We start from the raw sequence: 24,010 nt of genomic DNA, 5'->3' as shown, positions 1-24,010 counted from the left end.
GGCCCTGACTCGCTACTCGTCCTCGTCGGTGATCAGCGCCCAGCCCTCGGGCAGACCCGTCACGGTGACCGCGGACCCGCAGACCTCGATATCGACGGTGACCTCGCCGAGCCGGAACTCCGACATCCGCACGCACCCCCAGGACGGCGGCACCTGCGGCCGCAGGGTCAGGGTCCGGGCGGGCACGTCGGGGTCGAGCCCGAGGAACGAGCGCACCAGCAGCAGCGGCGCCGCGCTCGCCCACGCCTGCGGCGAACACGAGGTGGGATAGGGCACCGGCGCCGCGAAGCGGGTCCGCGGGAAACCGCAGAACAACTCGGGCAGCCTGCCGTCGAACGCGGCAGCGGCGTCGAGCAGACCGGCCGAGAGCTTGGTCGCCAGTTCCACCGCGCCCGGCACGTGCTGGTACCGCATGAGCCCGGCGACCGCGATCGCCGTGTCGTGCGGCCACACCGACCCGCTGTGATAGCTCATCGGGTTGTAGGCGCCCATGTTCGACGCCAGGGTACGCAGGCCGAAGCCGGAATCCATCTCCGCCTTGGCCAGGTTCTCGATCAGGAGCTCGGCGTGCTCGTCGGTGGCGATGCCCGACCAGAGACAGTGCGCGGCATTGCTGGTCAACGCGTCGACCTGCCGCTTGCTGCCGTCCAATGCCACGGCGTACCAGCCGCACTGGGGTAGCCAGAACTGCTCCGCGAACTTGGTCCGCAGATCGGCCGCGCGTTCGCGCATTCGACCGGCCAGCGCGGGATCGTCGAACGCGTCGGCCAGCTCGGCCCTGGCCAGGTACGCCGCGTACACATACCCCTGCACCTCGCACAGCGCGATCGGTGCCTGCGCGATATGTCCTGCGGCGTCGTTGATCCCGTCGAAGCTGTCCTTCCAGCCCTGGTTGATCAGACCGCGATCGGTGGCGCGCACGTATTCGACGAAACCGTCGTCGTCGCGGTCACCGAAGTCGGTGATCCAGCCGATCGCCGCGTCCGCCGCGGGCAGCAAGGTCGCGATGGAGGCCGGTTCGGCGCCCCAGCGCAGGCATTCGGCGAGCAGCATCACGAACAGCGGTGTGGCGTCGACGGTTCCGTAGTAGATCTGGCCGCCCAGTACCTGCCCGACCGCGGGACCGCGCCGCATCTCGTGCATGATCCGGCCCGGTTCCTCCTCCACCAGCGGATCGACCGTCTGGCCCTGCAATTCGGCCAGCTGCTGCAGCGTGCCGAGGGCGAGATCGGTTTCCAGCGGCAGCGACATCCATGCCGTGAGCAGGGAGTCCCGGCCGAACAGTGTCATGAACCAGGGTGCGCCCGCCGCGACGAACGGCCTGCCGGTGCCCGAGTCGGGCTGGATCTGCAAGGCGCCCAGATCACTTTCGCTGCGGCGCAGTATCTGGTTGAGCAGTCCGGAATCGGCGGCGATGTCGGTGGCGGTGGCCCGCCACGCCTGGATCTTGCGCACCGGCTCGCTGGCCCGGTACCGCTCGCCCGGGGTGCCCTGGGTCTGCGGGCGCTGCGCGGCGCCCGCGGGCTGGGCGGTGATCTCGGTCTGCCAGCGTCCGCCTGCGGGGACGACGACGCGCCAGATCATGGTGCCGTTCAGCACCATCGGCTCGACGGTCGAGGTGAGCGCGAGCCCGCGCGAGAGGTCGGCCCGGTCGTGCAGCAGCAGCTCGCCGTCGGCGGTCGTCATCTCCGCCCGGTGGCCGTTCATCCGGCCTTCCTTCACCGAGAACAGGTCGACGAAATCGGCGTCGACGTGCAGTTCGATCACCACCGCGGTGGCCTCGCGGCTCATGTTCTCCAGCGTGATGAGCTCGTGCATGCCCTCGGCGACGAGCCGGTCGCGCACGACGAGCAGGGTGCTGTCGGCCCTGCCCTGCTGCGGCGGCCTTCGCTGCACGAACCGTGCCGCGAAGGCCTCCGGGCTCAGCACAGACAGCGGTTCGGGCCGTCTGCCGTCGATCATCAGCTCCCAGCGCGAAATCACCCTGGCGTCACGGAAGAACAGGCCCTGCGGCTTGCCCGGCTCGATGTCGCCGAGCCGGTCGGACAGGCAGAAGGTGCCGCCTTCGACGAGGGTGACGTTGCCGCCGTTGCCGCCGAGCCCCGCGGGTTCCCCCGCGTTGAGCGGGCTCGGCGGCGACGCGCTGTTCAGGCTCATACGCGCCCGCTGACCGCCGCCCCGAACGGCATCGGCATCGCGTCGAACGCGCTGCCGTACCCGATCGCGGTGCGGGCCAACAATTGCCGGTACACCTGCTCGTAGCCACCGCCGAGGGTGTCGGCGCCGAAATTCGCCTCGACGTGCGCCCGGCAGTCCGCCGGATCGAACGTCGCGACTTCCGCGATGGCGCCGGGCAACTCGTCCGGCTCCTCACAGATGCGTCCGGTGACGCCGTCGACCAGCACCTCGGCCACCGCGCCGCCGCGCAACGCGACCACCGGCGTTCCGCAGACCATTGCCTCGATCATCACCATGCCGAACGGCTCCTCCCAGCAAATGGGGAACAGCAGACACCGTGCTCCGGACAACAGTTTACGCTTGGCCGTCGCGTCGGCGAGACCGAATACATGATCGTCGTCGGTCAGCCGCGGGCGCACGTACTCCTCGAAGTAGGCCTTCTCATGCGGCTCGGAACACTTGCCCGCCAGGATGAGCGGGATTCCGGCCGCGTGGGCGGCGTCGAGCGCCAGGTGCGGGCCCTTGTCCATGTGGAAGCGGCCGAGGAACAGCGCGTAGTCCTGCTTCTCGGTCTGGAACGGCCACAGATCCGGCCGCAGTGCGTTGTGCACGCGTCCTACCCACGGCAGATCGGGCGCGAGTTCGCGCTGCCTGTCACTGATCGCGACGAGCGAGCATTCCTCGCCCAGTTCGCGGTAGTAGTCGTAGCACTCGTCCTGCACGGGACCGTGCACGGTGACCAAGGTCGGCAGGCCGAGATTGGCGTAGGCGGGCGCGTTCAGCGGGCCCGCGAAGGTGTGATCGTGGACCAGGTCGATACCTTCGGTCTCGGCCAGGCGCTCGATCGCGCGGCGCACCCGCAGGGCGTGCACCACCTCGGGGAACGGATCACCGAGTCGTTCCGGGACGATCCGGTCCCACAGCGGGACGAAATTCGCCTTGGTACCCGGCTCGCCCGCACCGAACAGGGTGACGTGATGGCCGCGCTCACAGAGTGAATCGACCAGATCGGCTACGACGGCCTCGACGCCGCCGTACGCCTTGGGAGGCACATCGAAATACGGTGGAACCACCATCGCGATCCGCAGTGGGCCGCCGTTGTGCTCGATCGCGTAGAGATCGGACGTGGAGAACCCGGTCGGCGACATTGCCGACGTATCTGCACTCATGACCTTCCTTCCAGGGACACAACCTCGCAACACTTGCGCGAACAAGAGATGGCCGCCTCGGCGGGGGTGGAGACGAGAGCTTCACCGCCGTCCATGGGGCATGGTTGGCCTGGTCAGACGTGGAGCGCACCACGTGGGTGCCCGCCTGAACAGAGGGGCCGTAGAGGAACGTACCCCGCTACCGGCGAGTAAACCAGTGGTTTGCTGGGTTTTCGCATCGGCGATTCCGTGCCGCGACAGGAGATTACGCCGTCAGCGGCGGTCTACGGCGTACAGAATTTCGGTTCGACCGGATCGACACATGGGATGTTGCCGAACTCGGTCATGGTAAGCCTGGCCTTACCTCGGGTCAGATAGTCCAGGAACTGGGCCACCAGCGAATCACCGGCGACCGGTCCATGAGTGTAGGCGTACTCGACACCGGTGAAGCGGTAGGCACCGGAACGGATCGTGTCGGGCGTGGGGCCCACCCCGTCGATCGTGACGGCCGCGACCTCACCGCCGACCGCCGAGGTTTCCAGATAACCCACCGCACCAGGGATTTTGGCAACGAACGTAGCCACTTCCTCGGTGACGTCGACCTCGCACTGCTCGCCACCCGCGGCCATTCCGACGCAACTGGTGTAGCGGAACACCTTGCGGTTGTCCTCGAGCAGTCTCGACTCCAGCGCGCGGCGCGTCCCCGAGCCCGCGGTCCGGTCGATCAGGACCACCGGCAGGTCGGGCCCGCCGATCTGGTTCCAGTTCCTGATGCTTCCACGGTAGAGGTCCCTGACCTGCTGAGTCGTGAGGTCTTTCAGCCCGACACCCGGGTGCACGACCATGGAGAACGACGCGCGGGCCAGCGCCTGCTCGGTGAGCGCCTCGAACGAGGTGCCCTTGGACCCGTCACCGATGGCGAGCATGCTCTGCGTCGGCCCCGCTTTGGCCAACGTGCGCAGCCCCGGCTCGGTGCCGGCGAAGTCGAACCGGAATCGCGCTCCGGTGCAGGTCTTCTCGTAGTTCTGCGCCGCCTTGCGGATCATCGGCGCCATCGCGGTGGAGCCGACCACGGTGAGATCGCCGGCAGCACAGTCGCGCGGCGCCGGATCGCCACGCAGGACGGTGGCCAGCAATTGCACCATCACCACCAGGGCGAGGAACACACTCAGACCGAGCAGTGCGGGCTCCCGCCGGGAACGGCTGGTGGTCTTGACGAATCGGCCGCCTTTGAGGCTGCCCGCCTTGCTCACCACCTGCTCCGCGTTGACGTCTTGCGGATCGGGCGCCGGACCTGCCAGCACAGCCAGTACCTTGTAGTGCTCACCGCGTTCGAGCCGTTCGCTCGGCAGCACGATCCGCGCGGCATTGTCCGCGCCTACGCTGGGAGCCAGCTCCCGCAGAGCATCGCTGAGTGCGGTCACCGGTTGGTCCGTGCGGTTCACCCGCTCGGTGACCTCGAGCGCCCGGATCGTGTGATGCGGGAAGAGCAGTCGCGGACTATCGCCGGCGGCGTAGTCATCATCCTCGATCACCGTGGAGCCGTAGTTCTCGATGCGGATCAGCACCACCGACACCGGCTCCGCCGCCGAGCCGCCCCCCTGTGCCGCTGCACCATTGGCGTCGGTGAGCTGGATCCGGCTGGCCGGAGTGTTCATCTGCACGCGGTAGCCGAGGCGCTTGCGGCCGACGAAAACGAACTCACGGAGGAAAGTGGCCGTCGCCACGAGCAGACCGAGCGTCGACAGCACGATCTCGACCGGGAACTCGCCCATCGGCTCCCCTCCCCCCACACCGGATGCCTGTATCCGACTGTCTATCAGGTCGATTCGTGTCCGCAGCGCTCGACGCCAGGTGTTCGGCGACTCTTCACCCGATGGTCGCCGCGCACCACGTCAGCAGCTCGTCGACCGGCCAGGTGTTGATCACCCGGTCGGCGGTGACGCCATGGGCAAGCGCCCGCTCGCAACCGTAACCCTGCCAGGCCAATTGGCCGGGAGCGTGGGCGTCGGTGTCGATGCTGAAGTGGCAGCCCATCTCGACGGCCAGGTCGATGAGGCGGCCGGGTGGGTCCCGGCGTTCGGGGCGGCAGTTGATCTCCACGGCGGTGCCGTACCTGCGGCAGGCCTCGAAGACGAGTTCGGCGTCGAAACTGGATTCGGGGCGGGTGCCGCGGCCACCCGTGACGAGGCGGCCGGTGCAGTGACCGAGGACATCGACGTTCGGATTCGCGACGGCGTAGACCATGCGTTTGGTCATGGTGGCGCTGTCGGCACGCAGATGCGAATGCACGCTGGCGACAACGACATCCAGGCGTTCGAGCAGATCGGCGCGCTGGTCGAGGGTGCCGTCGTCGAGGATGTCGACCTCGATGCCGGTGAGGACGCGGAAGGGCGCCAGCTGGTCGTTGAGCTCGGCGATCACGTCGAGCTGGCGCAGCAGGCGTTCGGCGGACAACCCGTTGGCGACTGTCAGACGCGGCGAATGATCGGTCAGCGCACAGTATTCGTGGCCGAGCGCGGCGGCGACGCCCATCATCTCGGCGATCGGGCTGCCGCCGTCGGACCAGTCCGAGTGCGTGTGCAGATCACCGCGCAGCAGGGTGCGCAGCGGGTCACCGGCCGGTCCGACAGGTTGCGCGGCGCTGCGCAATTCGGCCAGATAATCGGGAACCTCACCGGCATAGGCCTGTTCGATGACGGCGGCGGTCTTGGGTCCGATGCCGGCAAGCTCACGCCAGCTGTGCTCGCTCGCCCTGGTCGCCCGCTCGGCGTCGGACAGGGCGGCGACGACGTCGGCGGCGCGGCGGTAAGCCTTCACCCGGTGGGTCTCCGCGCGAGAGCGTTCGAGCCAGAACCCGATCTCGCGCAGGGCCGCCACCGGGCCAGGACTCGCCGCCGACGTCATGGGCGCTACTTGATCCGGCCGTACTTCAGGAACGCGACGCCGTCGGCGTACACGCGGCTGGTGATCACCCGGAACCGTTCCGGCGCGGGCAGTTTCGTGCCGCCGCCGAACAGCGGGCGACCGGTGCCGAGCACCACCGGATGCAGTTTGAGGAACACCTGGTCGATCTCGGGCAGCAGCGCCTGCGCCAGCTCACCGCCGCCACACAGCCAGATGCCGAGTCCCGCTTCGCGTTTCAGCTCCCGGACGGCGGCGACCGGATCGGCCGTGATCAGCTCGACCCCGGGCGCTGGCGACTCGGGCAGCGTCGTGGACACCACGAACTGCCGCAGGTGCTCGTACGGGCTTGCGGTGCCGGTGCGCACCCCGAAGTCATGGGTCTTGCGGCCCATGATCACGGTGTCGAAGTACACGTTGCCCGCCGCGATGCCGCGCGACTCGCGCACCTTGGTCGGCAGGGTCTCGGGGTACTGCGAGGTGATCGATGGCCCGTGGTCGCCGCCCACCGGGAAGAAGTCCAGTGTCCCGTCCTCGGCGGCGATGAACCCGTCGATCGTCGATGCCACGAAATAGGTCAGCTTGCGCATAACGTCCTCCTGCACGGACCCGGTCCGAAACGACCTGTCAGGAGAAACCGTAGCGCGCCCGGATCAGCGGCGGCGAGGCTTCCGCTGACACTTCGGGCAGGAAAACGACGAACGATTCATGAATTGCTCGCGGATCAGCAGCGTGCCACAGCGATCGCACGGCTCGTCCACCCGCCCGTAGGCGGCCAGCGACCGGGAGAAATAGCCCGACTCGCCGTTCACGTTCACATACAGCGCGTCGAAGGAGGTGCCGCCGACGGCCAGCGCCTCGTTCATGACCGCGGTGACACTGTCGAGCAGGATGCGCACCACCGGCCGGGTGAGGTCGGCGGCGATCCGGGTGCCGTGCAGCCCGGCCCGCCACAGCGCCTCGTCGGCGTAGATGTTGCCGATACCCGACACGACGGTCTGGTCGAGCAGCACCCGCTTGATCTCGGTGTTCTTGGCGCGGATCTTCGCGACGACGGCTTCGCGGTCGAAGCGCGGATCCAGCGGATCACGGGCGATGTGGGCGACCGTGTCCGGGACGACGGTGCCGTCGACCTCGACGAGGTCGGCCAGCGCCCAGCCGCCGAAGGTGCGCTGATCGACGAACCGCAGCTCGCTGCCGTCACCGAGGGCGGCGCGAATGTGCGCGTGCTTCTCGACGGGAGCGCCCGCGGGCTGCACCAGCATCTGACCGCTCATCCCCAGATGGACGACCAGCGCGGTATCGGGTTCGTCGAAGGTGAGCCACAGGTACTTGCCGCGACGCTGCGCGCTCTCGATCTTCAGCCCGGTGAGACGGGCCGCCAAATCGACACCACCCGCGATGTGCCTGCGCACAGCTCGCGGGTGGGTGACGGTGACGGAATCGATGACACGACCGACCGCGTGCTCGGCCAGACCGCGCCGTACCACCTCGACTTCGGGCAGTTCGGGCACAGATCAGATCTCGTCGGCGACGGATTCGTCGGTGAGTGCCTTGTAGGCGGTGCCTGCGGCCTTCTGCTCGGCTTCCTTCTTGGAGCGGCCGACACCCTGACCGTACGGACGACCGGCGATCACCGTGGTGGCGGTGAACTCCTTGTTGTGGTCAGGGCCGGTGGAGGTGATCTCGTAGCTGGGCACACCGAGTCCGCGTTCGGCGGTGAGCTCCTGCAGGCTGGTCTTCCAGTCGAGGCCGGCACCCATGCGTGGGCCGCGCTCGAGCAGTTCGGCGAACAGGCGAAGCACGACGCCACGGGCCACTTCGATGCCGTGCTCGAGATGCACGGCGCCGAGCAGGGACTCCATGCCGTCGGCGAGGATGCTCGGCTTGTCGCGGCCGCCGGTGAGCTCTTCGCCCTTGCCGAGCAGCAGGTACTGACCGAGTCCGCCGTCGCCGAGACCACGCGCCACCTCGGCGAGCGCGTGCATGTTCACCACACTGGCGCGCAGCTTCGCGAGCTCACCCTCGGACTTCTCGGGGTGCTCGGTGTAGAGGCGCTCGGTGATGCTGAGGCCGAGCACCGAGTCGCCGAGGAACTCGAGGCGCTCGTTGGTCGGCAGGCCGCCGTTCTCGTACGCGTACGACCGGTGCGTCAGCGCGAGGCGCAGCAGCTCCGGTCGTACGTCGACACCGAGGGCGGTGAGCAGGCTGGCGTGATCGGCCGAGCCCGCTGTGTCTTTGCTGGCTGTCACGAATCAGACAGCAGAGGTGACCTGGCGGCCCTTGTAGGTGCCGCAGGACGGGCACGCGATGTGCGGGAGGGTCTTCTCACCGCAGGCACGGTTCGGGCAGGTGACCAGGGTCGGCGCGGTGGCCTTCCACTGGCTGCGCCGCGACCGGGTGTTGGAACGGGACATCCGGCGCTTGGGAACAGCCACGGCTACTTCTCCTCTGTGTTTTCGCTGGCCACGTCGGCATCGTTTGCCACGGGAGCGGATCGGTCTGGGGTGGTGGAACCCTCAGCGGGGTCGCCGGTGCCGGGCGCCTCTGCGGCGAAACCCGCCAACTTGGCCCAGCGAGGGTCCAGTATCTCATGCCCATGATCAGGACCCGCAATCGCCATCCGCACACCGCACTCGGGGCACAGGCCCGCGCAGTCCGGGGTGCACAGCGGCTGCAGCGGAAGCTCCAGGCCGATGGCGTCGAGGATCACCGGCTCGAGATCGATGAGGTCGTCTTCCATGCGGTAGACCTCGTCGTCCTCGGTCGTCTGCTCGGTGGTGCTGTCCGGATACGCGAACAGCTCCGTCAGACGAATCTCCACCTGGTCGTCGAACGGTTCGAGGCAGCGCGAGCACTCCCCGACCGTCGGCCCGGACGCCGTGCCGGTGACCAGCACACCTTCCGAGACCGCCTGCAGCTGCAGATCGAGTTCCACCACGGCGTCGGCCGGGATGGCGATCAGGTCGAGACCCAGCCGCTCATGGTCGGTGACGGTGCGACGCAGCTCCCGCATGGTTCCCGGCCGACGGCCGAGACTGCGGACATCCAGCACGAAGCCCGCGTCGGACACAGGACCACTGGTCTTGTGCGGACGCGACGGCGAACCGGAAGCGGCGGGCATCACTGACTCACTTACTTCTGAGGGGATTTGGGCAACCACTCAACAGTACGGCAGGACCCCGTCGGAACTCAAAACGCGGACGCGCTCAGCGCCGGTGGTCGGCGGCGTATTCGGGATATTCGGGCGCCGGACCGCCGCGCATGTGCTGGCGGCCGCGGGTGATCGTGCGGCGGGCGGTGGCCAGCGTCTCCCCCAGCGCGGCGAGCTTGCCGTCGAAATCGGCCATCTGCTCGTCGACGTAGTCGTCGCATTCGGCGCGGACCCGGTCGGACTCGGCCTGGGCGCCGTCGATCAGGCGCGCCGACTCGGCGTGCGCGGCCCGCACGACCTCGGTCTGGGCGACCAGCCTGGCCTGTTCGGCCTTGCCGTCGGCGACCGAGCGCTCGTAGGAGTCCTTGCCCGCCTGGATCGCCCGGTCGGCGTCGATCTGGGCGCGGCCGGTGAGCTCGTCGTATTCGGCGTTGCCGTCGGCGATCACCTGATCGGCCTCGGCCTGCGCGGTCGCGACCAGGCGGTCGGCGTGCGTTGTCGCCTCGGCGACCATCCGGTCGGCGTGCGCCTTGGCGTCGGCGAGGATGCGGTCGGCCTCGGCGCGTGCCTTCTCGATGGTGGTGCTCGCCTGTTCGTTGGCGGAGGTCACCGTGGCCTCGGCACCGGTGCGGGCGTCGCCGACGATCTTGTCGCGATGGTCGAGGACGTCCTGGGCGTCGTCGAGCTCACCGGGCAGGGCGTCGCGGACGTCGTCGAGCAGTTCGAGGACATCGCCGCGGGGCACGATGCAACTGCGGGTCGGCGGGATGCCGCGCGCCTCTTCGACGATGGCGACCAGCTCGTCGAGTGCTTCGAATACGCGATACATGCTCACTACCCTCCTGCCGACTACCGGCGCAACCACTACCGCCGTGGCCCAGTCTGCCTGCCTGCGGCGCGTGTTCCGAATGTCGTCGCGGTGTGTCGCGACAGTGTCCTAGATCGCACAGATATCAAGTGGAGTGAACCCCTCCACTTCCGCTACCATCGGGAGGCACGACAACGCCCTCCGCCGGGAAGCACTGCACGTTTTCACCTGTTGTACTCCTCGACGCTCGTTCATTGCGATCGGAGTCGATCATGACCGTTCTGGAAACACCGCGAAGCGCGGTGTCGCATGTCGCGGGCATGTTCACTCCCTGGATCGGTCCGTACCCCGTGTCCGTGCCCGTGGCGAGCGAGCCGGCGCCCACGCTGCGTCCGCAGGTCGACCGGGCGCTGGTCTACCTGCGCGGTGACCGCGCGCTTCCCCAGCTCATCCGCTTCGCCCTGGTCGGCGGATTCAGCAATGTCGCCTACGTGCTGCTGTTCTTCGCCATGCACGGCGTCGGACCGCTGATCGCCAATGTGGCCGGCTCGGTCGTCAGCACGGTCATCGCCAACGAACTGCATCGCCAGCTCACCTTCCACGCCGCCGACCGCGTCACCTGGTTCACCGCGCAATGGGAGGGCGGCGGGCTCGCGCTGCTCGGTTTGGGCATCACGACGGCGGGCCTTGCCGCACTGGGCGTGTGGGCCCCCGGCCTGGGCGACAGCGTCCAGGCGCTGGCGGTCCTGGCCATCACCGCAGCGGTCGGCGGAATGCGTTTTCTCGCCCTGCGCGGCTGGGTCTTCTAAGCGCGGCGTTCGGCCAGGCGGTCGAGCAGGCGCTTGTGCACGGCGGGGGGCAGCATGTCGCTGACGTCGCCGCCGAGGGCCGCGACTTCCTTCACCAGTGAGCTGGACAGGAAGCTCAGCGACGGGTTGGTGGCGATGAAGAAGGTGTCGACGCCGGCCAGCTTGTGGTTCATCTGGGCCATCTGGAGTTCGTAGCCGAAGTCGCCCGCGTCGCGCAGGCCCTTGACGATCGCGGTGACGCCCTCCTGCTTGGCGAAGTCGACCGTCAGGCCCTGCCAGGACGCGACGCGCACGTTGGGCAGGTGGGCGACCGATTCGCGCAGCAGTTCCATGCGCTCCTCGACGGTGAACATGCCCTGTTTCTTGGGGTTCACATTGACGGTGATGATCACCTCGTCGAACTGCGCGGCCGCGCGGGTGAACACGTCGAGGTGACCGTTGGTGACCGGGTCGAAGGAGCCGGGGCACAGTGCTGCAGCCATGGGTCAGACGCTAGCACCGAATTCGGCGAGCTCGATTCTGGTCTCCCCGTATTTGCGCGGCTTCAGCGGCGCATAGCCTGTGGGCCAGGCGATTTCGGGTGAGCGAATGGATCGCTCGACGATCACCAGCGCGTCCGGTGCAAGCCAGCCGTTGGACGCCAGCGCGGTGAGGTCGGCGAGCACGTCCTCGGTGCTCACGTCGTACGGCGGGTCCGACAGGACCAGGTCGTAGGCGGCGGGCGCTGGGTGCGCCAGCACCGAGGCGACCGTGCCGAGGCGCAGTTCGGCACCGGGCAGGCCGAGCTCGGCGATATTGGCGCGCACGATCGCGGCCGCCTTGCGGTCGGCCTCGATCAGCAGAGCGTGCGCGGCGCCACGCGACAGCGCCTCGAGACCGAGCGCGCCCGACCCCGCGTACAGGTCGACGACCCGGGCACCGTCGAGGTCGAGGCGCGCGTCGATGGCGCTGAACAGGGCTTCACGCACCCGGTCCGAGGTGGGCCTGGTACCGGCGGGCGGCACCTTCAGCCGCCGCCCGCCTGCCGTGCCCGCGACGATGCGCGTCATTCCGACTCGCGCGCAGCCAGTTCCACCAGCAGATCGCCGCCCTCGACCTGCTGCACCTTCGCGGTCGCGATCCGGCCGACGATGCCGCCGCGCGGCGCGGTGATGGCCGCTTCCATCTTCATGGCCTCGATGGTGCCGACGGTGTCGCCCGCGTGGATCTCGTCGCCCTCGGACACCGCCAGAGTGACGACACCGGCGAACGGTGCGGCGATGTGGCCCGGGTTGTTCTTGTCCGCCTTCTCCGCGGCCGGAACCTCCGAGGCGATGGACCTGTCGCGCACCGCGATCGGGCGCAGCTGCCCGTTCATGATGCACATGACGGTGCGCATGCCCTTCTCGTCCGGCTCGGAGATCGCCTCGAGGCCGATGAGCAGGGTGACGCCCTTCTCCAGCTGCACGCGGTGTTCCTCGCCGCGGCGCAGACCGTAGAAGAACTGGTTCTCCGACAGACCGGTGGTGTCGCCGTATTTCTCTCGATGCGCCTGGAATTCGGAGGTCGGGCCGGGGAACAGCAGGCGGTTGAGGGTGTCGCGGCGTTCCTGCGAGGAACCGTCGAGGCCCTTCTGATCCGCCGGGGTCAGCGGGGTCTCCGGCTTGGGTTCGTTGCGTCCGGCCAAGGCCTTGCTGCGGAACGGCTCCGGCCAGCCACCGGCCGGGGTGCCGAGTTCACCGCGCAGGAAACCGATCACCGAATCCGGAATGTCGTAGCGGCCCGGATCGGCGGAGAAGTCCTCGATATCGACACCGGTACCGACCAGCGCCAACGCCAGATCACCGACCACCTTCGACGACGGGGTCACCTTGACCAGACGACCCAGCAGGCGGTCGGCGGCGGCGTACTTGGCTTCGACTTCCTCGAACCGGTCGCCCAGGCCCAACGCGATCGCCTGCTGGCGCAGGTTCGACAGCTGACCACCCGGGATCTCGTGGGTGTACACGCGACCGGTCGGCGCGGGCAGACCCGACTCGAACGGCGCGTACACCTTGCGCAGCGCCTCCCAGTACGGCTCGAGATCGCACACGTTCTGCAGGTTCAACCCGGTATCACGCTCGGTGTGCGCGGCCGCGGCCACGATCGCCGACAGAGCGGGCTGCGAGGTGGTGCCCGCCATCGCCGCGGACGCACCGTCGACCGCGTCCGCACCGGCCTGCCATGCCGCCAGGTAGGTGGCGAGCTGACCGCCGGGAGTGTCGTGGGTGTGCACGTGCACCGGCAGGTCGAAGTTGCTGCGCAGCGCGGTGACCAGCTTCGCCGCGGCGGGAGCGCGCAGCAGGCCCGCCATGTCCTTGATGGCGAGCACATGCGCGCCGGCGTCGACGATCTGCTCGGCCAGCTTCAGGTAGTAGTCGAGGGTGTAGAGCGTCTCGTTCGGATCCAGCAGGTCACCGGTGTAGGACAGCGCGACTTCGGCGATGGCCGTACCGGTTTCGCGCACGGCGTCGATCGCGGGGCGCATCTGGTCGACATTGTTGAGCGCGTCGAAGATACGGAAGATATCGATACCGGTCGTCGCGGCCTCGGACACGAACGAGCGGGTGACCTGCTCCGGGTACGGCGTGTAGCCGACGGTGTTGCGGCCGCGCAGCAGCATCTGCAGACAGATGTTGGGCACCGCTTCACGCAGGGCGGCCAGCCGCTCCCACGGGTCCTCGTGCAGGAACCGCAGCGCCACATCGTAAGTCGCGCCACCCCACGCCTCGATCGAGAGCAGTTCGGGGGTCAGGCGGGCGACATGCCCGGCCACACCGAGCAGACCGTTGGTCCGCACGCGGGTCGCCAGCAGCGACTGGTGCGCGTCACGGAAGGTGGTGTCGGTGACGCCGAGCGCCTTCTGCTCACGCAGCGCCCGCGCGAACCCCTCGGGCCCGAGGGTGAGCAGCCGCTGGCGCGACCCGTCCGGCGGCGCCACCGTCATATCGACAGCGGGCAGCTTGTCGTACGGGTACACCGTGGTCGGGCGGTCACCGTGCGGCTTGTTGACGGTGACATCGGCCAGGTAGCTCAGGATCTTGGTGCCACGGTCGGCCGAGCCACGCGAGGTCAGCAGTTCGGGACGCTCGTCGATGAACGAGGTGGTGACCCGGCCCGCCTGGAAGTCGGGATCGTCGAGCACCGACAGCAGGAACGGGATGTTGGTCGTGACGCCACGGATACGGAACTCGGCCAGCGCGCGACGGGCGCGGGCGGCCGCTGCGGGCAGGTCGCGACCACGGCAGGTCAGCTTGACCAGCATCGAGTCGAAGTAGGCGCCGATCTCCGCGCCCAGGTTCGCGCCGCCGTCGAGACGGATGCCCGCGCCGCCGGGGGTGCGGTAGGCGGTGATGCGGCCGGTGTCGGGACGGAAGCCGTTGGCCGGATCCTCGGTGGTGATACGGCACTGCAGCGCGGCGCCACGGATGGATACCTTGTCCTGGCTCAGGCCGAGGTCGGCGAGGGTCTCGCCGGAGGCGATCCGCAACTGCGACTGCACCAGGTCGACATCGGTGATCTCCTCGGTCACCGTGTGCTCGACCTGGATCCGCGGGTTCATCTCGATGAACACGTGCTTGCCACGCTCGTCGAGCAGGAACTCGACCGTGCCCGCGTTGCTGTATCCGATCTGGCGGGCGAAAGCCACGGCGTCGGCGCAAATCCGTTCCCGCAGTGCGGGATCCAGGTTCGGGGCGGGCGCGAGCTCGATCACCTTCTGATGACGGCGCTGCAGCGAGCAGTCCCGTTCGAACAGGTGCATCACATTGCCGTGCTGGTCGGCCAGAATCTGCACCTCGATGTGGCGCGGGTTCACCACCGCCTGCTCGAGGAACACCGTCGGATCACCGAACGCCGACTCGGCCTCACGCGAGGCCGCCTCGATCGACTCGCGCAACTGCTCCGGCGCGGCGACCCGGCGCATACCGCGACCACCACCACCGGCCACAGCCTTGACGAAGATCGGGTACTCGAACTCCTGCGACGCGGCCAGCAGCGCGTCGATGTCGGCGCTGGGCTCGCTCGACTTCAACACCGGCAGCCCGGCAGCCTTGGCCGCGGCGATGGCGGTGGCCTTGTTACCGGCCATCTCGAGCACCGAGGCCGAGGGACCGATGAAGGTGATGCCCGCACGCTCACAGGCCGCGGCGAGATCAGGGTTCTCCGACAGGAAGCCGTAACCGGGGTAGATGGCGTCGGCGCCCGCCGACTTGGCCGCGTCGATGATCGCCTCGATCGACAGGTACGCCCGGACCGGGTGCCCTTCCTCGCCGATCTGATACGACTCGGCCGCCTTCAGCCGGTGCACGGAGTTGCGGTCCTCGTGGGGGAACACCGCGACCGTTCCGATGCCGAGTTCGTATGCCGCGCGGAAGGCGCGAATGGCGATCTCACCACGATTGGCGACCAAGACTTTCGAGAACATTCGACCACGGTACCCGGCCGTGACCGCGCGACCGACACGCAAGGTGCCTTCGCAGCAATCTTCACATCGCACACCCGCCCACCTGCGAAGTTGCGTTCATCCGGCCGTCACATCTCACCGCGGCGACCGGTCGGCGGTGCGCCCGCAACGCGCAGGTCACGCCGGGTGCACCGGCAGGGCGGTAGCTGTCACCGCCGGCGAGGCCCTATGCTGAGTGATGCAGCTGGTTCGCCTGCGCGGTGGAAGAGTCGGAGCCCCGACCTCCCGCGCCGGCGTCGAAACCCGGGCACGCGTCGCCGCGCGCCGGGTGAAGAGGGAACCCGGTGAGAATCCGGGACTGTCCCGCAGCGGTATGCAGGAACGACCGCCGTCAACAGCACTGGGCACGATGCCTGGGAAGCGACGGCCAGTAGGTCGGTCGAACACACGACCGGTGCCAGCGAGTCCGAAGACCTGCCGACTGTGCCGGATACGCCGTATCCGGCGGCCACCGCCTCGTGGATCGGGCGCGCTGACCACCTGTGCCGACCTGTCGCGTCTTCGCGGCGGGTCCCTCCGGTGTCGGCGGCTGCCCGCGGTAAGGCGACGGCTCTCCCTGCACGACACTGGAGAATCTCCGTGACTGTTTCGCACTCTCCGTTCACCGCAACGGTTCTCGGCCTGCCGCGGGTCGGCCCGAACCGGGAACTCAAGCGCGCCACCGAGGCCTACTGGGCGGGCCGCGTCGATGCCGAGCACCTGCACGCCGTCGGCCGCAAGCTGCGCCGGGCGCAGTTCGCCGAATCGCAGGCGGCCGGACTGGATTCGGTGCCGGTCGGCACCTTCTCCTACTACGACCAGATGCTCGACACCGCAGTCCTGCTCGGCGCGCTACCGCCCCGCGTGGCCGCGATCGCCGACCCGCTCGACCGCTACTTCGCGGCCGCGCGCGGCACCGACACCGTCGCCCCGCTGGAAATGACCAAGTGGTTCGACACCAACTACCACTACCTGGTGCCCGAGATCGACGCGGCCACCACGTTCTCCCTGCACCCCGAGAAGCTGCTGGCCGAACTGGCCGAGGCGATCGAACTCGGCGTGCAGGCGCGGCCGGTGGTGATCGGCCCGCTCACGTTCCTGAAGCTGGCCAAGGCGGCCGACAGCAACGCCCTCGATCGGCTGCCCGAGCTGGTCGCGCTCTACGGCGACCTGCTGACCCAGCTGGCCGACGCGGGCGCGCAGTGGGTGCAGATCGACGAGCCGGTGCTGGTCACCGACCTCACCGAGGCCGAGCTCGCCGCCGTCCGCGAGACCTACACCGCGCTGTCGCGCGTGCCGCAGCGGCCCGCGATCCTGGTCGCGACCTACTTCGGGCATCCCGACGCGGCACTGGGCGCCCTCGCCGACACCGCCGTCGACGGCATCGCGGTCGACTTCACCGCGGGCACGAAGCTCGCCGACATCGCGGTGCTGCCCGCGCTGGCAGGCAAGCTGCTCGTCGCCGGTGTCGTCGACGGACGCAACATCTGGCGCACCGATCTCGACGCCGCACTCGGCACGCTGGGCGCCCTGCTCGGCAGCGTCGCCTCCGTGGCCGTGTCCAGCTCGGCCTCGCTGCTGCACGTGCCGTATTCGCTGACCCCCGAGACCGGGCTCGACGAGCGGCTGCGGTCGTGGCTGGCCTTCGGCGCCGAGAAGGTCGCGGAGGTGCGCGTCCTCGCCACGGCCCTGACCTCGGGCACCGACGCCGTTGCCACCGAGCTGGCCGCGGCCCGCGATGCCGCCGAATCCCGCCGGACCGACCCCCGCCTGCACAACGAGCAGGTGCGGGCCCGGCTGGCCGGACTCGGCGAGGGCGATCTGAACCGGCTCCCGGCCGACGAGCGCCGGGCGCTGCAGCGCGATCACCTCGATCTGCCGCTGTTGCCGACCACCACGATCGGCTCGTACCCGCAGACCTCGGCGATCCGGCTGGCTCGCGCCGCGCTGCGCAAAGGCGAGATCGACGAGGGCGAGTACGTGCGCCGGATGCGGGCCGAGATCGCCGAGGTGATCACGCTGCAGGAGAAGCTGGGCCTGGACGTACTGGTACACGGCGAGCCCGAACGCAACGACATGGTGCAGTACTTCGCCGAACTCCTCGACGGCTTCGCCGCCACCGAGAACGGCTGGGTGCAGTCCTACGGCACCCGCTGCGTGCGTCCGCCGATCCTGTTCGGCGACGTCTCGCGCCCGGAGCCGATGACGCTGTCGTGGATCGGCCACGCCCAGTCGCTGACCAGCAAGCCGGTCAAGGGCATGCTCACCGGCCCGGTGACGATCCTGGCGTGGTCGTTCGTCCGCGACGACCAGCCGCTGGGCGAGTCGGCGCGTCAGGTCGCGCTGGCGATCCGCGACGAGACGGTCGACCTGGAAGCCCAGGGGACCCGGATCATCCAGGTCGACGAGCCCGCCCTGCGCGAACTGCTGCCGCTGCGCGCGGCGGATCAGCCCGCCTACCTGCGGTGGTCGGTGGACTCGTTCCGGCTCTCGACCGCCGGTGTCGCCGACACCACCCAGGTGCACACCCACCTGTGCTACTCGGAGTTCGGTGAGGTGATCTCGGCGATCGCGGGCCTGGACGCCGATGTCACCTCGATCGAGGCGGCGCGCTCGCACATGGAGGTCCTCGACGACCTGAACGCGGCCGGTTTCGCGCTCGGGGTCGGCCCCGGCGTCTACGACATCCACTCCCCGCGGGTGCCCTCGGTCGAGGAGATCACCACCTCGCTGGCCGCCGCGCTGAAAGCGGTGCCCGCCGAACGGCTCTGGGTGAACCCCGACTGCGGTCTCAAGACCCGTGGCCCGGCGGAGGTCGAGGCGTCGCTGCGCAACCTGGTGACGGCGGCGGCCGCACTGCGCTGAGCGGACCGCTGCCCCGGACGGGGCGAATCCGTCCGGGGCGGCGAGTCCCGCCTGCCACCGCCGTCCCCCTTCGCACGTTACGCACCAGTAGTCACAGGTAAATTCCCTTGCAGGACTGGACTTCTCCCAGGACAATCGCCATTTCGAGCGAACATTGCAAACCCGGAGAGTTAGGATCTCGGCGTGCGGAAGATGTACGCGGGGGCCAGGCTACGACGGCTGCGTGAAGAACGACGGATGACTCAGGCGGCGCTCGCGAAATCGCTGGATCTCTCCCCCAGCTATCTCAATCAGCTCGAGCGCGATCAGCGCCCGCTCACCATTCCCGTTCTGCTGAAACTGAACTCGACCTTCGATCTGGACGTGCAGTTCTTCGCCGCCGACTCCGACGCGCGCCTGGTCTCGGATCTGCACGAGGTGCTCGTCGAAGCCGCGGGGGGCGGCGACACCGCGCCGATCACCGAGGTCGAGGAACTCGCGACCCGGCTCCCCGAGGTCGCGCGGATCGTCATCGCCATGCACCGAAGGTTGCGCGCGGCCACCGATCAGCTCGATCTGCTGTCGTCACGGGTCGACACGCCCAGCGGCGCGCCGGGCACCCCCATGCCGTACGAGGACGTGCGGGACTTCTTCTACGACCACCGCAACCACATCTCCACCCTCGATCACGCGGCCGAGCAACTGTTCGAGGAATCTGGCCTCAGCATCGGCTCGCTGGATCGCCAGCTGGCCAGGATCGCCGAGGAACGCGCCGGCGTCACCGTGCTGGTCCGCGGCGACGGCGCCGACCCGACCATCCCGAAACGCCATTACGACCCCGACACCCGCACACTCACCCTCGCCAGGCGGCTGCGTCCCGGCCAGCGTGCCTTCCAGATCGCCACCACCCTCGGCCTGCTGCTCTACGGTCGCGAGATCGACAATGTGCTCGCCGAGTCCAGGGGGCTCACCGGCGAATCCCGCACCCTGGCCAGGGTGGGACTGGCCAACTACTTCGCGGGCGCGCTGATCCTGCCCTACGGGCGGTTCCTCCGGTCGGCCGAGGAATTGCGCTACGACGCCGACCTGCTCGCCCTGCGGTTCGAGGTCGGTTTCGAGACGGTCTGCCACCGGCTCAGCACCCTGCAACGCCAGGGTCAGCGTGGCGTCCCGTTCTTCCTGGTCCGTACGGACCGGGCGGGCAACATCTCGAAACGCCAGTCCGCCACCGCGTTCCATTTCTCCCGGGTAGGCGGCAGCTGCCCGCTGTGGGTTACCCACGAGGCGTTCGCGCATCCGGGCCGGATCCTCACCCAGATCTCGGAGATGCCCGACGGACGCCGCTACCTGTGGATCGCCCGCACAACCCCGGCCAGCCCCCAGGGGTTCGGGGCGGCGTCGAAGAACTTCGTCATCGGACTCGGCTGCGATATCGAATACGCCGACCGGCTGGTGTACTCCCAGGGCCTGCAGCTCGACGACCCGCAGGTGGCGGTCCCGATCGGGGCCGGCTGCAAGGTGTGCGAGCGGCCCTCGTGCCCGCAGCGCGCGTTTCCGCAGATCGGGCGGCCGCTGGCGGTGGCCGAGCACACCAGCACCGATCTGCCGTATCCGCGCCTGCCGCGCTGAGCGTCAGGACTTCGCGAGGTATTCGATGCGTTCGCCGTCGACGGCGGCGTCCATCATGCCCGCCAGGCCGGGGTGTTTCACCAGGCCGGGATCGTCGGCGACGACCTGCCTGGCCAGCTCCTGGGCCGCGGTGATCACCTCGAGGTCGTCGAGCAACGACAGCAGTCTCAGCGAGCGGGCGGTGCCGGATTGGGCGGCGCCGAGCACGTCACCCTCGCGGCGCTGGCGCAGGTCGAGCACCGAGAGTTCGAAGCCGTCGGTGGTCGCGGCGACCGCCTCCAGCCGGGCCATCGCCGTCCCGCCCGGGGCGGCGTCGGTGACGAGCAGGCACAGGCCGGGGTGCTTGCCACGGCCGATCCGGCCGCGCAGCTGATGCAGCTGACTGACGCCGAACCGGTCGGCGTCGACGATCACCATCACCGTCGCGTTCGGCACGTCGACACCGACCTCGACGACCGTGGTGCAGACCAGGACATCGATGGCGCCGTCGTTGAACTGCCGCATCACCTGGTCCTTCTCGTCGGCGGGCAGCCTGCCGTGCAGCAGGCCGACCCGGACTCCGGCCAGCGGTCCCGCGCTCAGCGTCTCGTACATGTCGACCGCCGCCTGGGTGGTCGGCCCTTCCTTCTCCTCCGCCGATTTCTTGCCCTTGGCCGGTGGGGCCTCGGGGTCCTCCCCGATGCGCGAGCACACCACGTATGCCTGCCTGCCCGCACCGACTTCCTCGAGGATGCGCTCCCACGCGCGCTCGACCCAGCCCGGATGCAGTTTGCGCGGAACGACTTTCGACACGATCGGCGAGCGGCCGCGCGGCAGCTGGGTGAGGGTGGAGGTCTCCAGGTCGCCGAGGGTGGTCATCGCGATGGTGCGCGGGATGGGGGTCGCGGTCATGACGAGCAGATGCGGACTGATGCCGCCTTTCGCCTTGGCCCGCAGCGCGTCTCGCTGTTCTACGCCGAAACGGTGCTGTTCGTCGACGACCACGAGGCCGAGGTCGAAGAACTCGACCGCGTCCTGGATGAGCGCGTGGGTACCGATGACGATGCCCGCCTCGCCGGTCATCGCGTCCAGCAGCGCCGTCTTCTTCGCCGCCGCCGTCATCGATCCGGTCAGCAGCACCACCTTGGTTGACTGCTCGGCCGCACCGAGCTCCCCGGCGGTGCCGAGGTCGCCGAGCATCGCCCGCAGCGACCGATAGTGCTGGGCGGCAAGGACTTCGGTCGGCGCGAGCAGCGCGCACTGACGTCCGGAGTCGACCACCTGCAGCATCGCGTGCAGCGCGACGATCGTCTTGCCCGAACCCACCTCGCCCTGCAGCAGGCGGTGCATCGGGCGGGTGCGCGACAGGTCCGCGGAGATCTCGTCGATCACCTGCTGCTGACCCTCGGTCAGTTCGAACGGCAGCCGGTCGTCGAAGGCGGCGGCGATGCCGTCGGAGCTCGGCGGGCAGGCGGGGGCGGTGCGGCCCTCGACCTCGTGCCTGCGTTCGGCCAGCACCAGTTGCAGCGCCAGTGCTTCGTCGAAACGCAGCCGGTCCCTTGCCTTCTCGATGTCGAGCTTGTGCTCGGGCAGGTGGATCAAGCGCAGTGCGGCGGAGACCTCGAGGAGGTTGCGTTCCTCGCGCAGGTCGGCGGGCAGCGGGTCATCGATCGGGTCGAGCTGGTCGAGCACCTGGCGGATGCAGGCCAGCAGGTCCCAGCTCTGCACCTTCGCGGTCGCCGGATAGACCGGCACGAACTCGCGCTCGAAGAACGCCGCATCCACTCCCCCCGCGCCTTTCGCGCTCTGCGCCAGACCGCGCAGCGCTCCGCTGCCGCGCACGGAGGTGAGTTCCTCGACACCGGCCTCGGCCTTGTCTGGCAGGATCAGATAGTCCGGGTGTGAGAGGTTCCAGCGGTCGGGGCGCCACCAGTGCACGGTGCCCGACATCATCGCCCGCACACCCTCTTTCACCAGGTAGCGCACCTTGTCGCCGTTGAAGAAGGTGGCCTCGATCGGGCGCGCGGCACCGGTGTCGAGCTGCACCTTCAGCAGCGAGCCGCGCCGGTTCTTCATCGGGCGCAGTTCGGTTTTGGTGATCCGGCCGATGACGGTGATGTGCGCGCTCTCCTCCGGTTCCTCCTCGGTGAGCGGCTGCCCCTGGGTGGCGTAGCGCGCCGGATAGTGGCGCAGCAGGTCCTCGACCGTGGTCATGTCGAAAGCCTCGGTCAGCCGGTCGGCCGCCTTCACGCCAAGCACGTGGTCGAGCCGGTCACTCAACGTCGCCATCACTCGACCCCTATCTGCACCAGATCCGCTTGCTGCCCACCGGAATACACCACGACCTCGACACCGGGGAAACCGGCCGTCACGTGATCGGCCAGGACCGCACCCAGTTCGGGGCCCGCGTCGGCGCCCATCAGCAGTGTCACCAATTCGCCACCGAGACCGAGCATTCGATCCAGCAGGATGCGGCCCGCGCCGACCACATCCGGGTCGATCACCACCACGTCGTGCCCGACGAGGCCGAGTCCGTCGCCGGGCGAACACATTCCGACCATGGTCAAGGCGCGCACCCTGGCCGCCCGCAGCGCACCCCATCGCGTGGTCGCCGCCGCCTCCGACATCGCGAACGCGTCGTCGACCGCGATCCGCCCGCGATCATGGACCGCCAGCGCGGCCAGGCCCTGCACCATCGATGCGCTCGGCAGCAGCAGGACGTCACGTGACCCATCGCGGGCGGCGACACCGGCGGCGACGAGCTCCTGCGCGGGCAGGGCGCCGTTGGGCAGGACAAGGACTTCCCGGTGCGGCATCGCGCGGATCGCGGTCAGCAGCGCGGTGGTGTCGAGCTGCCGGTCGCCGTGCAGCACCACCGCGCCCGCGTCTTCGAACAGGCGCGCGGCCGCCGCACCGGACGCCACGGCGAGGATGCCGCGGTCGGCGAGACCGCTGGGCCGCTGGGCCGGTACCGCGACATCCCGGTGGCCGTTGCCGTGCGGACCGGCGGCGGCGCGGTCCCGGTGGTCCTCGTGGCTCGCGCCGTGGGGCGCTGTCACCGCGAAACTCTCGATGCGGATGCCGGTGACGGTGCCGATCGCGAGTCCGGCTTCGATCGCCGCGCCCGCGTCGCGGCAGTGCACGTGGGCCGACCAGGTGTGGTCACCGTCGCCGACCACGACCACCGAATCGCCGAGGACGGCGAGGCGGTCGCGCAAGGTGCCCGCGGCCGTCTCGTCGGCCTGCGCGATCACGTACATGACCTCGAAGTGGGGGTCGGAGGATTGTTCGCGGTGGTCGACGTCGCCGCCGCGGTCACCGTCGGCGCGTTCGTCATTGCTTCGGCGCCGCGGCCCGTCGTCCTCGTGATCGCGGGTATAGCTGTGCCTGGCGGGGGCCTCGCCGCAGATCTGGGCCACGAGGCAGTCGAGCAGTACGAGCAGTCCCCGTGCTCCGGCGTCGACCACCCCGGCCGCGCGCAGGACGCCCAGTTGCGCGGGCGTCTCGTTCAGCGCACGCGCGGCACCGTCGGCGGCCGATCGGGCGACGGTGGGGAGGGAGAGGTCCGCCGATTCGGCGGCGGCGACCGCGGCGCGCTCGAGGACGGTCAGGATCGTGCCTTCGACCGGGGCGCTCAGCCCCGTGCGCACGAGCACCGCCGCCCGCTGCAACGCCGTGCGCAACCGTTCACCGGTCAGCGGGCCCGCGACCACCGCTTCGGCGATGCCGCGCAGCACCTGCGACAGGATGATCCCGGAGTTTCCCCGAGCACCGATCGTCGCTCCGCGCGCGAGCGCCTGCGCGACCAGATGTGCGGACGGGCCATCGCCCGCGGCCCCTGACCCGGCCCGCTCGGCGGTGGCGACCGCCGCCCGGACGGTGGCGAGCATGTTCGTTCCGGTGTCGGAGTCGGCGATGGGGAACACATTGAGCGCATCGATCTCGGCGCGGCGTAGTTCCAGGTCGGTGCGGCAGGTTCGGGCCCAGGCCAAAAGATCGGCGCCGTCCAGCGCCTCCCGCACGTGCGACACCGCCACCTCGCTCCCCGTTCTGCGTGCCCGCGCGCCGGGCACCGCACGCCAGGTTAGCGGCAGC

18 protein-coding genes and 1 riboswitch are annotated in these 24,010 nt (G+C 69.3%); of the genes, 3 read left to right on the top strand and 15 right to left on the bottom strand.

Annotated features, from left to right (window positions below):
* Positions 1-12: 12 nt before the first annotated feature.
* From ACFWF2_RS04695 to ACFWF2_RS04650, 10 genes are all read right to left on the bottom strand, one after another.
* Positions 13-2,157, bottom strand: coding sequence for a glycogen debranching N-terminal domain-containing protein (locus ACFWF2_RS04695; RefSeq protein WP_379304618.1), 2,145 nt, complete (start codon positions 2,155-2,157; stop codon positions 13-15).
* A complete protein-coding gene (locus tag ACFWF2_RS04690; protein ID WP_379304739.1) occupies positions 2,154-3,326 on the bottom strand; it encodes a glycosyltransferase family 4 protein in 1,173 nt (390 codons plus the stop codon). Before ACFWF2_RS04690 ends, ACFWF2_RS04695 begins: the two co-directional genes overlap by 4 nt.
* Before the next feature lie 284 nt (positions 3,327-3,610).
* Complete coding sequence (locus tag ACFWF2_RS04685) at positions 3,611-5,101, bottom strand: PstS family phosphate ABC transporter substrate-binding protein (protein ID WP_379304616.1); 1,491 nt, start codon at positions 5,099-5,101, stop codon at positions 3,611-3,613.
* A gap of 94 nt (positions 5,102-5,195) precedes the next feature.
* A complete protein-coding gene (locus ACFWF2_RS04680; protein WP_379304614.1) occupies positions 5,196-6,233 on the bottom strand; it encodes a PHP domain-containing protein in 1,038 nt (345 codons plus the stop codon).
* A 5-nt stretch (positions 6,234-6,238) separates the two neighbouring features.
* Positions 6,239-6,820, bottom strand: coding sequence for a dihydrofolate reductase family protein (locus tag ACFWF2_RS04675; protein ID WP_379304612.1), 582 nt, complete (start codon positions 6,818-6,820; stop codon positions 6,239-6,241).
* 63 nt (positions 6,821-6,883) lie between these two features.
* On the bottom strand, positions 6,884-7,744 hold the full coding sequence (mutM, locus tag ACFWF2_RS04670; protein WP_379304610.1) for a bifunctional DNA-formamidopyrimidine glycosylase/DNA-(apurinic or apyrimidinic site) lyase: 861 nt from the start codon (positions 7,742-7,744) through the stop codon (positions 6,884-6,886).
* Between the two features lie 3 nt (positions 7,745-7,747).
* A complete protein-coding gene (gene rnc, locus ACFWF2_RS04665; RefSeq protein WP_189024452.1) occupies positions 7,748-8,482 on the bottom strand; it encodes a ribonuclease III in 735 nt (244 codons plus the stop codon).
* Between the two features lie 3 nt (positions 8,483-8,485).
* The gene (rpmF, locus tag ACFWF2_RS04660; RefSeq protein ID WP_040708879.1) at positions 8,486-8,668 is read right to left on the bottom strand and encodes a 50S ribosomal protein L32; all 183 of its coding nucleotides are present in this window, start codon (positions 8,666-8,668) and stop codon (positions 8,486-8,488) included.
* Between the two features lie 2 nt (positions 8,669-8,670).
* Complete coding sequence (locus ACFWF2_RS04655; RefSeq protein ID WP_379304608.1) at positions 8,671-9,354, bottom strand: YceD family protein; 684 nt, start codon at positions 9,352-9,354, stop codon at positions 8,671-8,673.
* A gap of 85 nt (positions 9,355-9,439) precedes the next feature.
* Complete coding sequence (locus ACFWF2_RS04650; protein ID WP_379304606.1) at positions 9,440-10,213, bottom strand: DivIVA domain-containing protein; 774 nt, start codon at positions 10,211-10,213, stop codon at positions 9,440-9,442.
* 251 nt (positions 10,214-10,464) lie between these two features.
* On the opposite strand from ACFWF2_RS04650, the gene ACFWF2_RS04645 reads away from it, so the two are divergent.
* Complete coding sequence (locus ACFWF2_RS04645) at positions 10,465-11,001, top strand: GtrA family protein (RefSeq protein ID WP_379304604.1); 537 nt, start codon at positions 10,465-10,467, stop codon at positions 10,999-11,001.
* Here ACFWF2_RS04645 and coaD read toward each other — a convergent pair.
* Genes coaD through ACFWF2_RS04630 form a run of 3 tightly spaced genes read right to left on the bottom strand, consistent with a single transcriptional unit; the run spans position 10,998 to position 15,445 of the window.
* The gene (gene coaD / locus ACFWF2_RS04640) at positions 10,998-11,483 is read right to left on the bottom strand and encodes a pantetheine-phosphate adenylyltransferase (RefSeq protein WP_189024460.1); all 486 of its coding nucleotides are present in this window, start codon (positions 11,481-11,483) and stop codon (positions 10,998-11,000) included. The two genes, ACFWF2_RS04645 and coaD, sit on opposite strands and share 4 nt — an antisense overlap.
* Before the next feature lie 3 nt (positions 11,484-11,486).
* The gene (gene rsmD / locus ACFWF2_RS04635) at positions 11,487-12,050 is read right to left on the bottom strand and encodes a 16S rRNA (guanine(966)-N(2))-methyltransferase RsmD (RefSeq protein WP_379304601.1); all 564 of its coding nucleotides are present in this window, start codon (positions 12,048-12,050) and stop codon (positions 11,487-11,489) included.
* Complete coding sequence (locus ACFWF2_RS04630; protein ID WP_379304599.1) at positions 12,047-15,445, bottom strand: pyruvate carboxylase; 3,399 nt, start codon at positions 15,443-15,445, stop codon at positions 12,047-12,049. Before ACFWF2_RS04630 ends, rsmD begins: the two co-directional genes overlap by 4 nt.
* A 277-nt stretch (positions 15,446-15,722) precedes the next feature.
* Positions 15,723-15,921: riboswitch (cobalamin riboswitch) on the top strand.
* Between the two features lie 142 nt (positions 15,922-16,063).
* Here ACFWF2_RS04630 and metE point away from each other — a divergent pair.
* Together metE and ACFWF2_RS04620 are read left to right on the top strand one after the other, a co-directional pair.
* Entirely contained in the window at positions 16,064-18,328 is a 2,265-nt protein-coding gene (gene metE, locus ACFWF2_RS04625; RefSeq protein ID WP_379304597.1) for a 5-methyltetrahydropteroyltriglutamate--homocysteine S-methyltransferase, read from the top strand.
* A gap of 183 nt (positions 18,329-18,511) precedes the next feature.
* On the top strand, positions 18,512-19,936 hold the full coding sequence (locus ACFWF2_RS04620) for a short-chain fatty acyl-CoA regulator family protein (protein WP_189024468.1): 1,425 nt from the start codon (positions 18,512-18,514) through the stop codon (positions 19,934-19,936).
* A 3-nt stretch (positions 19,937-19,939) separates the two neighbouring features.
* Here the strand turns inward: ACFWF2_RS04620 and recG are convergent, their stop codons facing one another.
* Entirely contained in the window at positions 19,940-22,204 is a 2,265-nt protein-coding gene (gene recG / locus ACFWF2_RS04615; RefSeq protein WP_379304595.1) for an ATP-dependent DNA helicase RecG, read from the bottom strand.
* Entirely contained in the window at positions 22,204-23,946 is a 1,743-nt protein-coding gene (locus ACFWF2_RS04610) for a DAK2 domain-containing protein (protein WP_379304737.1), read from the bottom strand. Before ACFWF2_RS04610 ends, recG begins: the two co-directional genes overlap by 1 nt.
* Between the last annotated feature and the right edge of the window lie 64 nt (positions 23,947-24,010).

Source organism: Nocardia sp. NPDC060259, from assembly GCF_042728775.1.
In the GTDB taxonomy this organism is placed as follows: domain Bacteria; phylum Actinomycetota; class Actinomycetes; order Mycobacteriales; family Mycobacteriaceae; genus Nocardia.
Note: the sequence above shows the minus strand (reverse complement) of the source record. Positions and strands in the feature narration are given on the sequence as shown.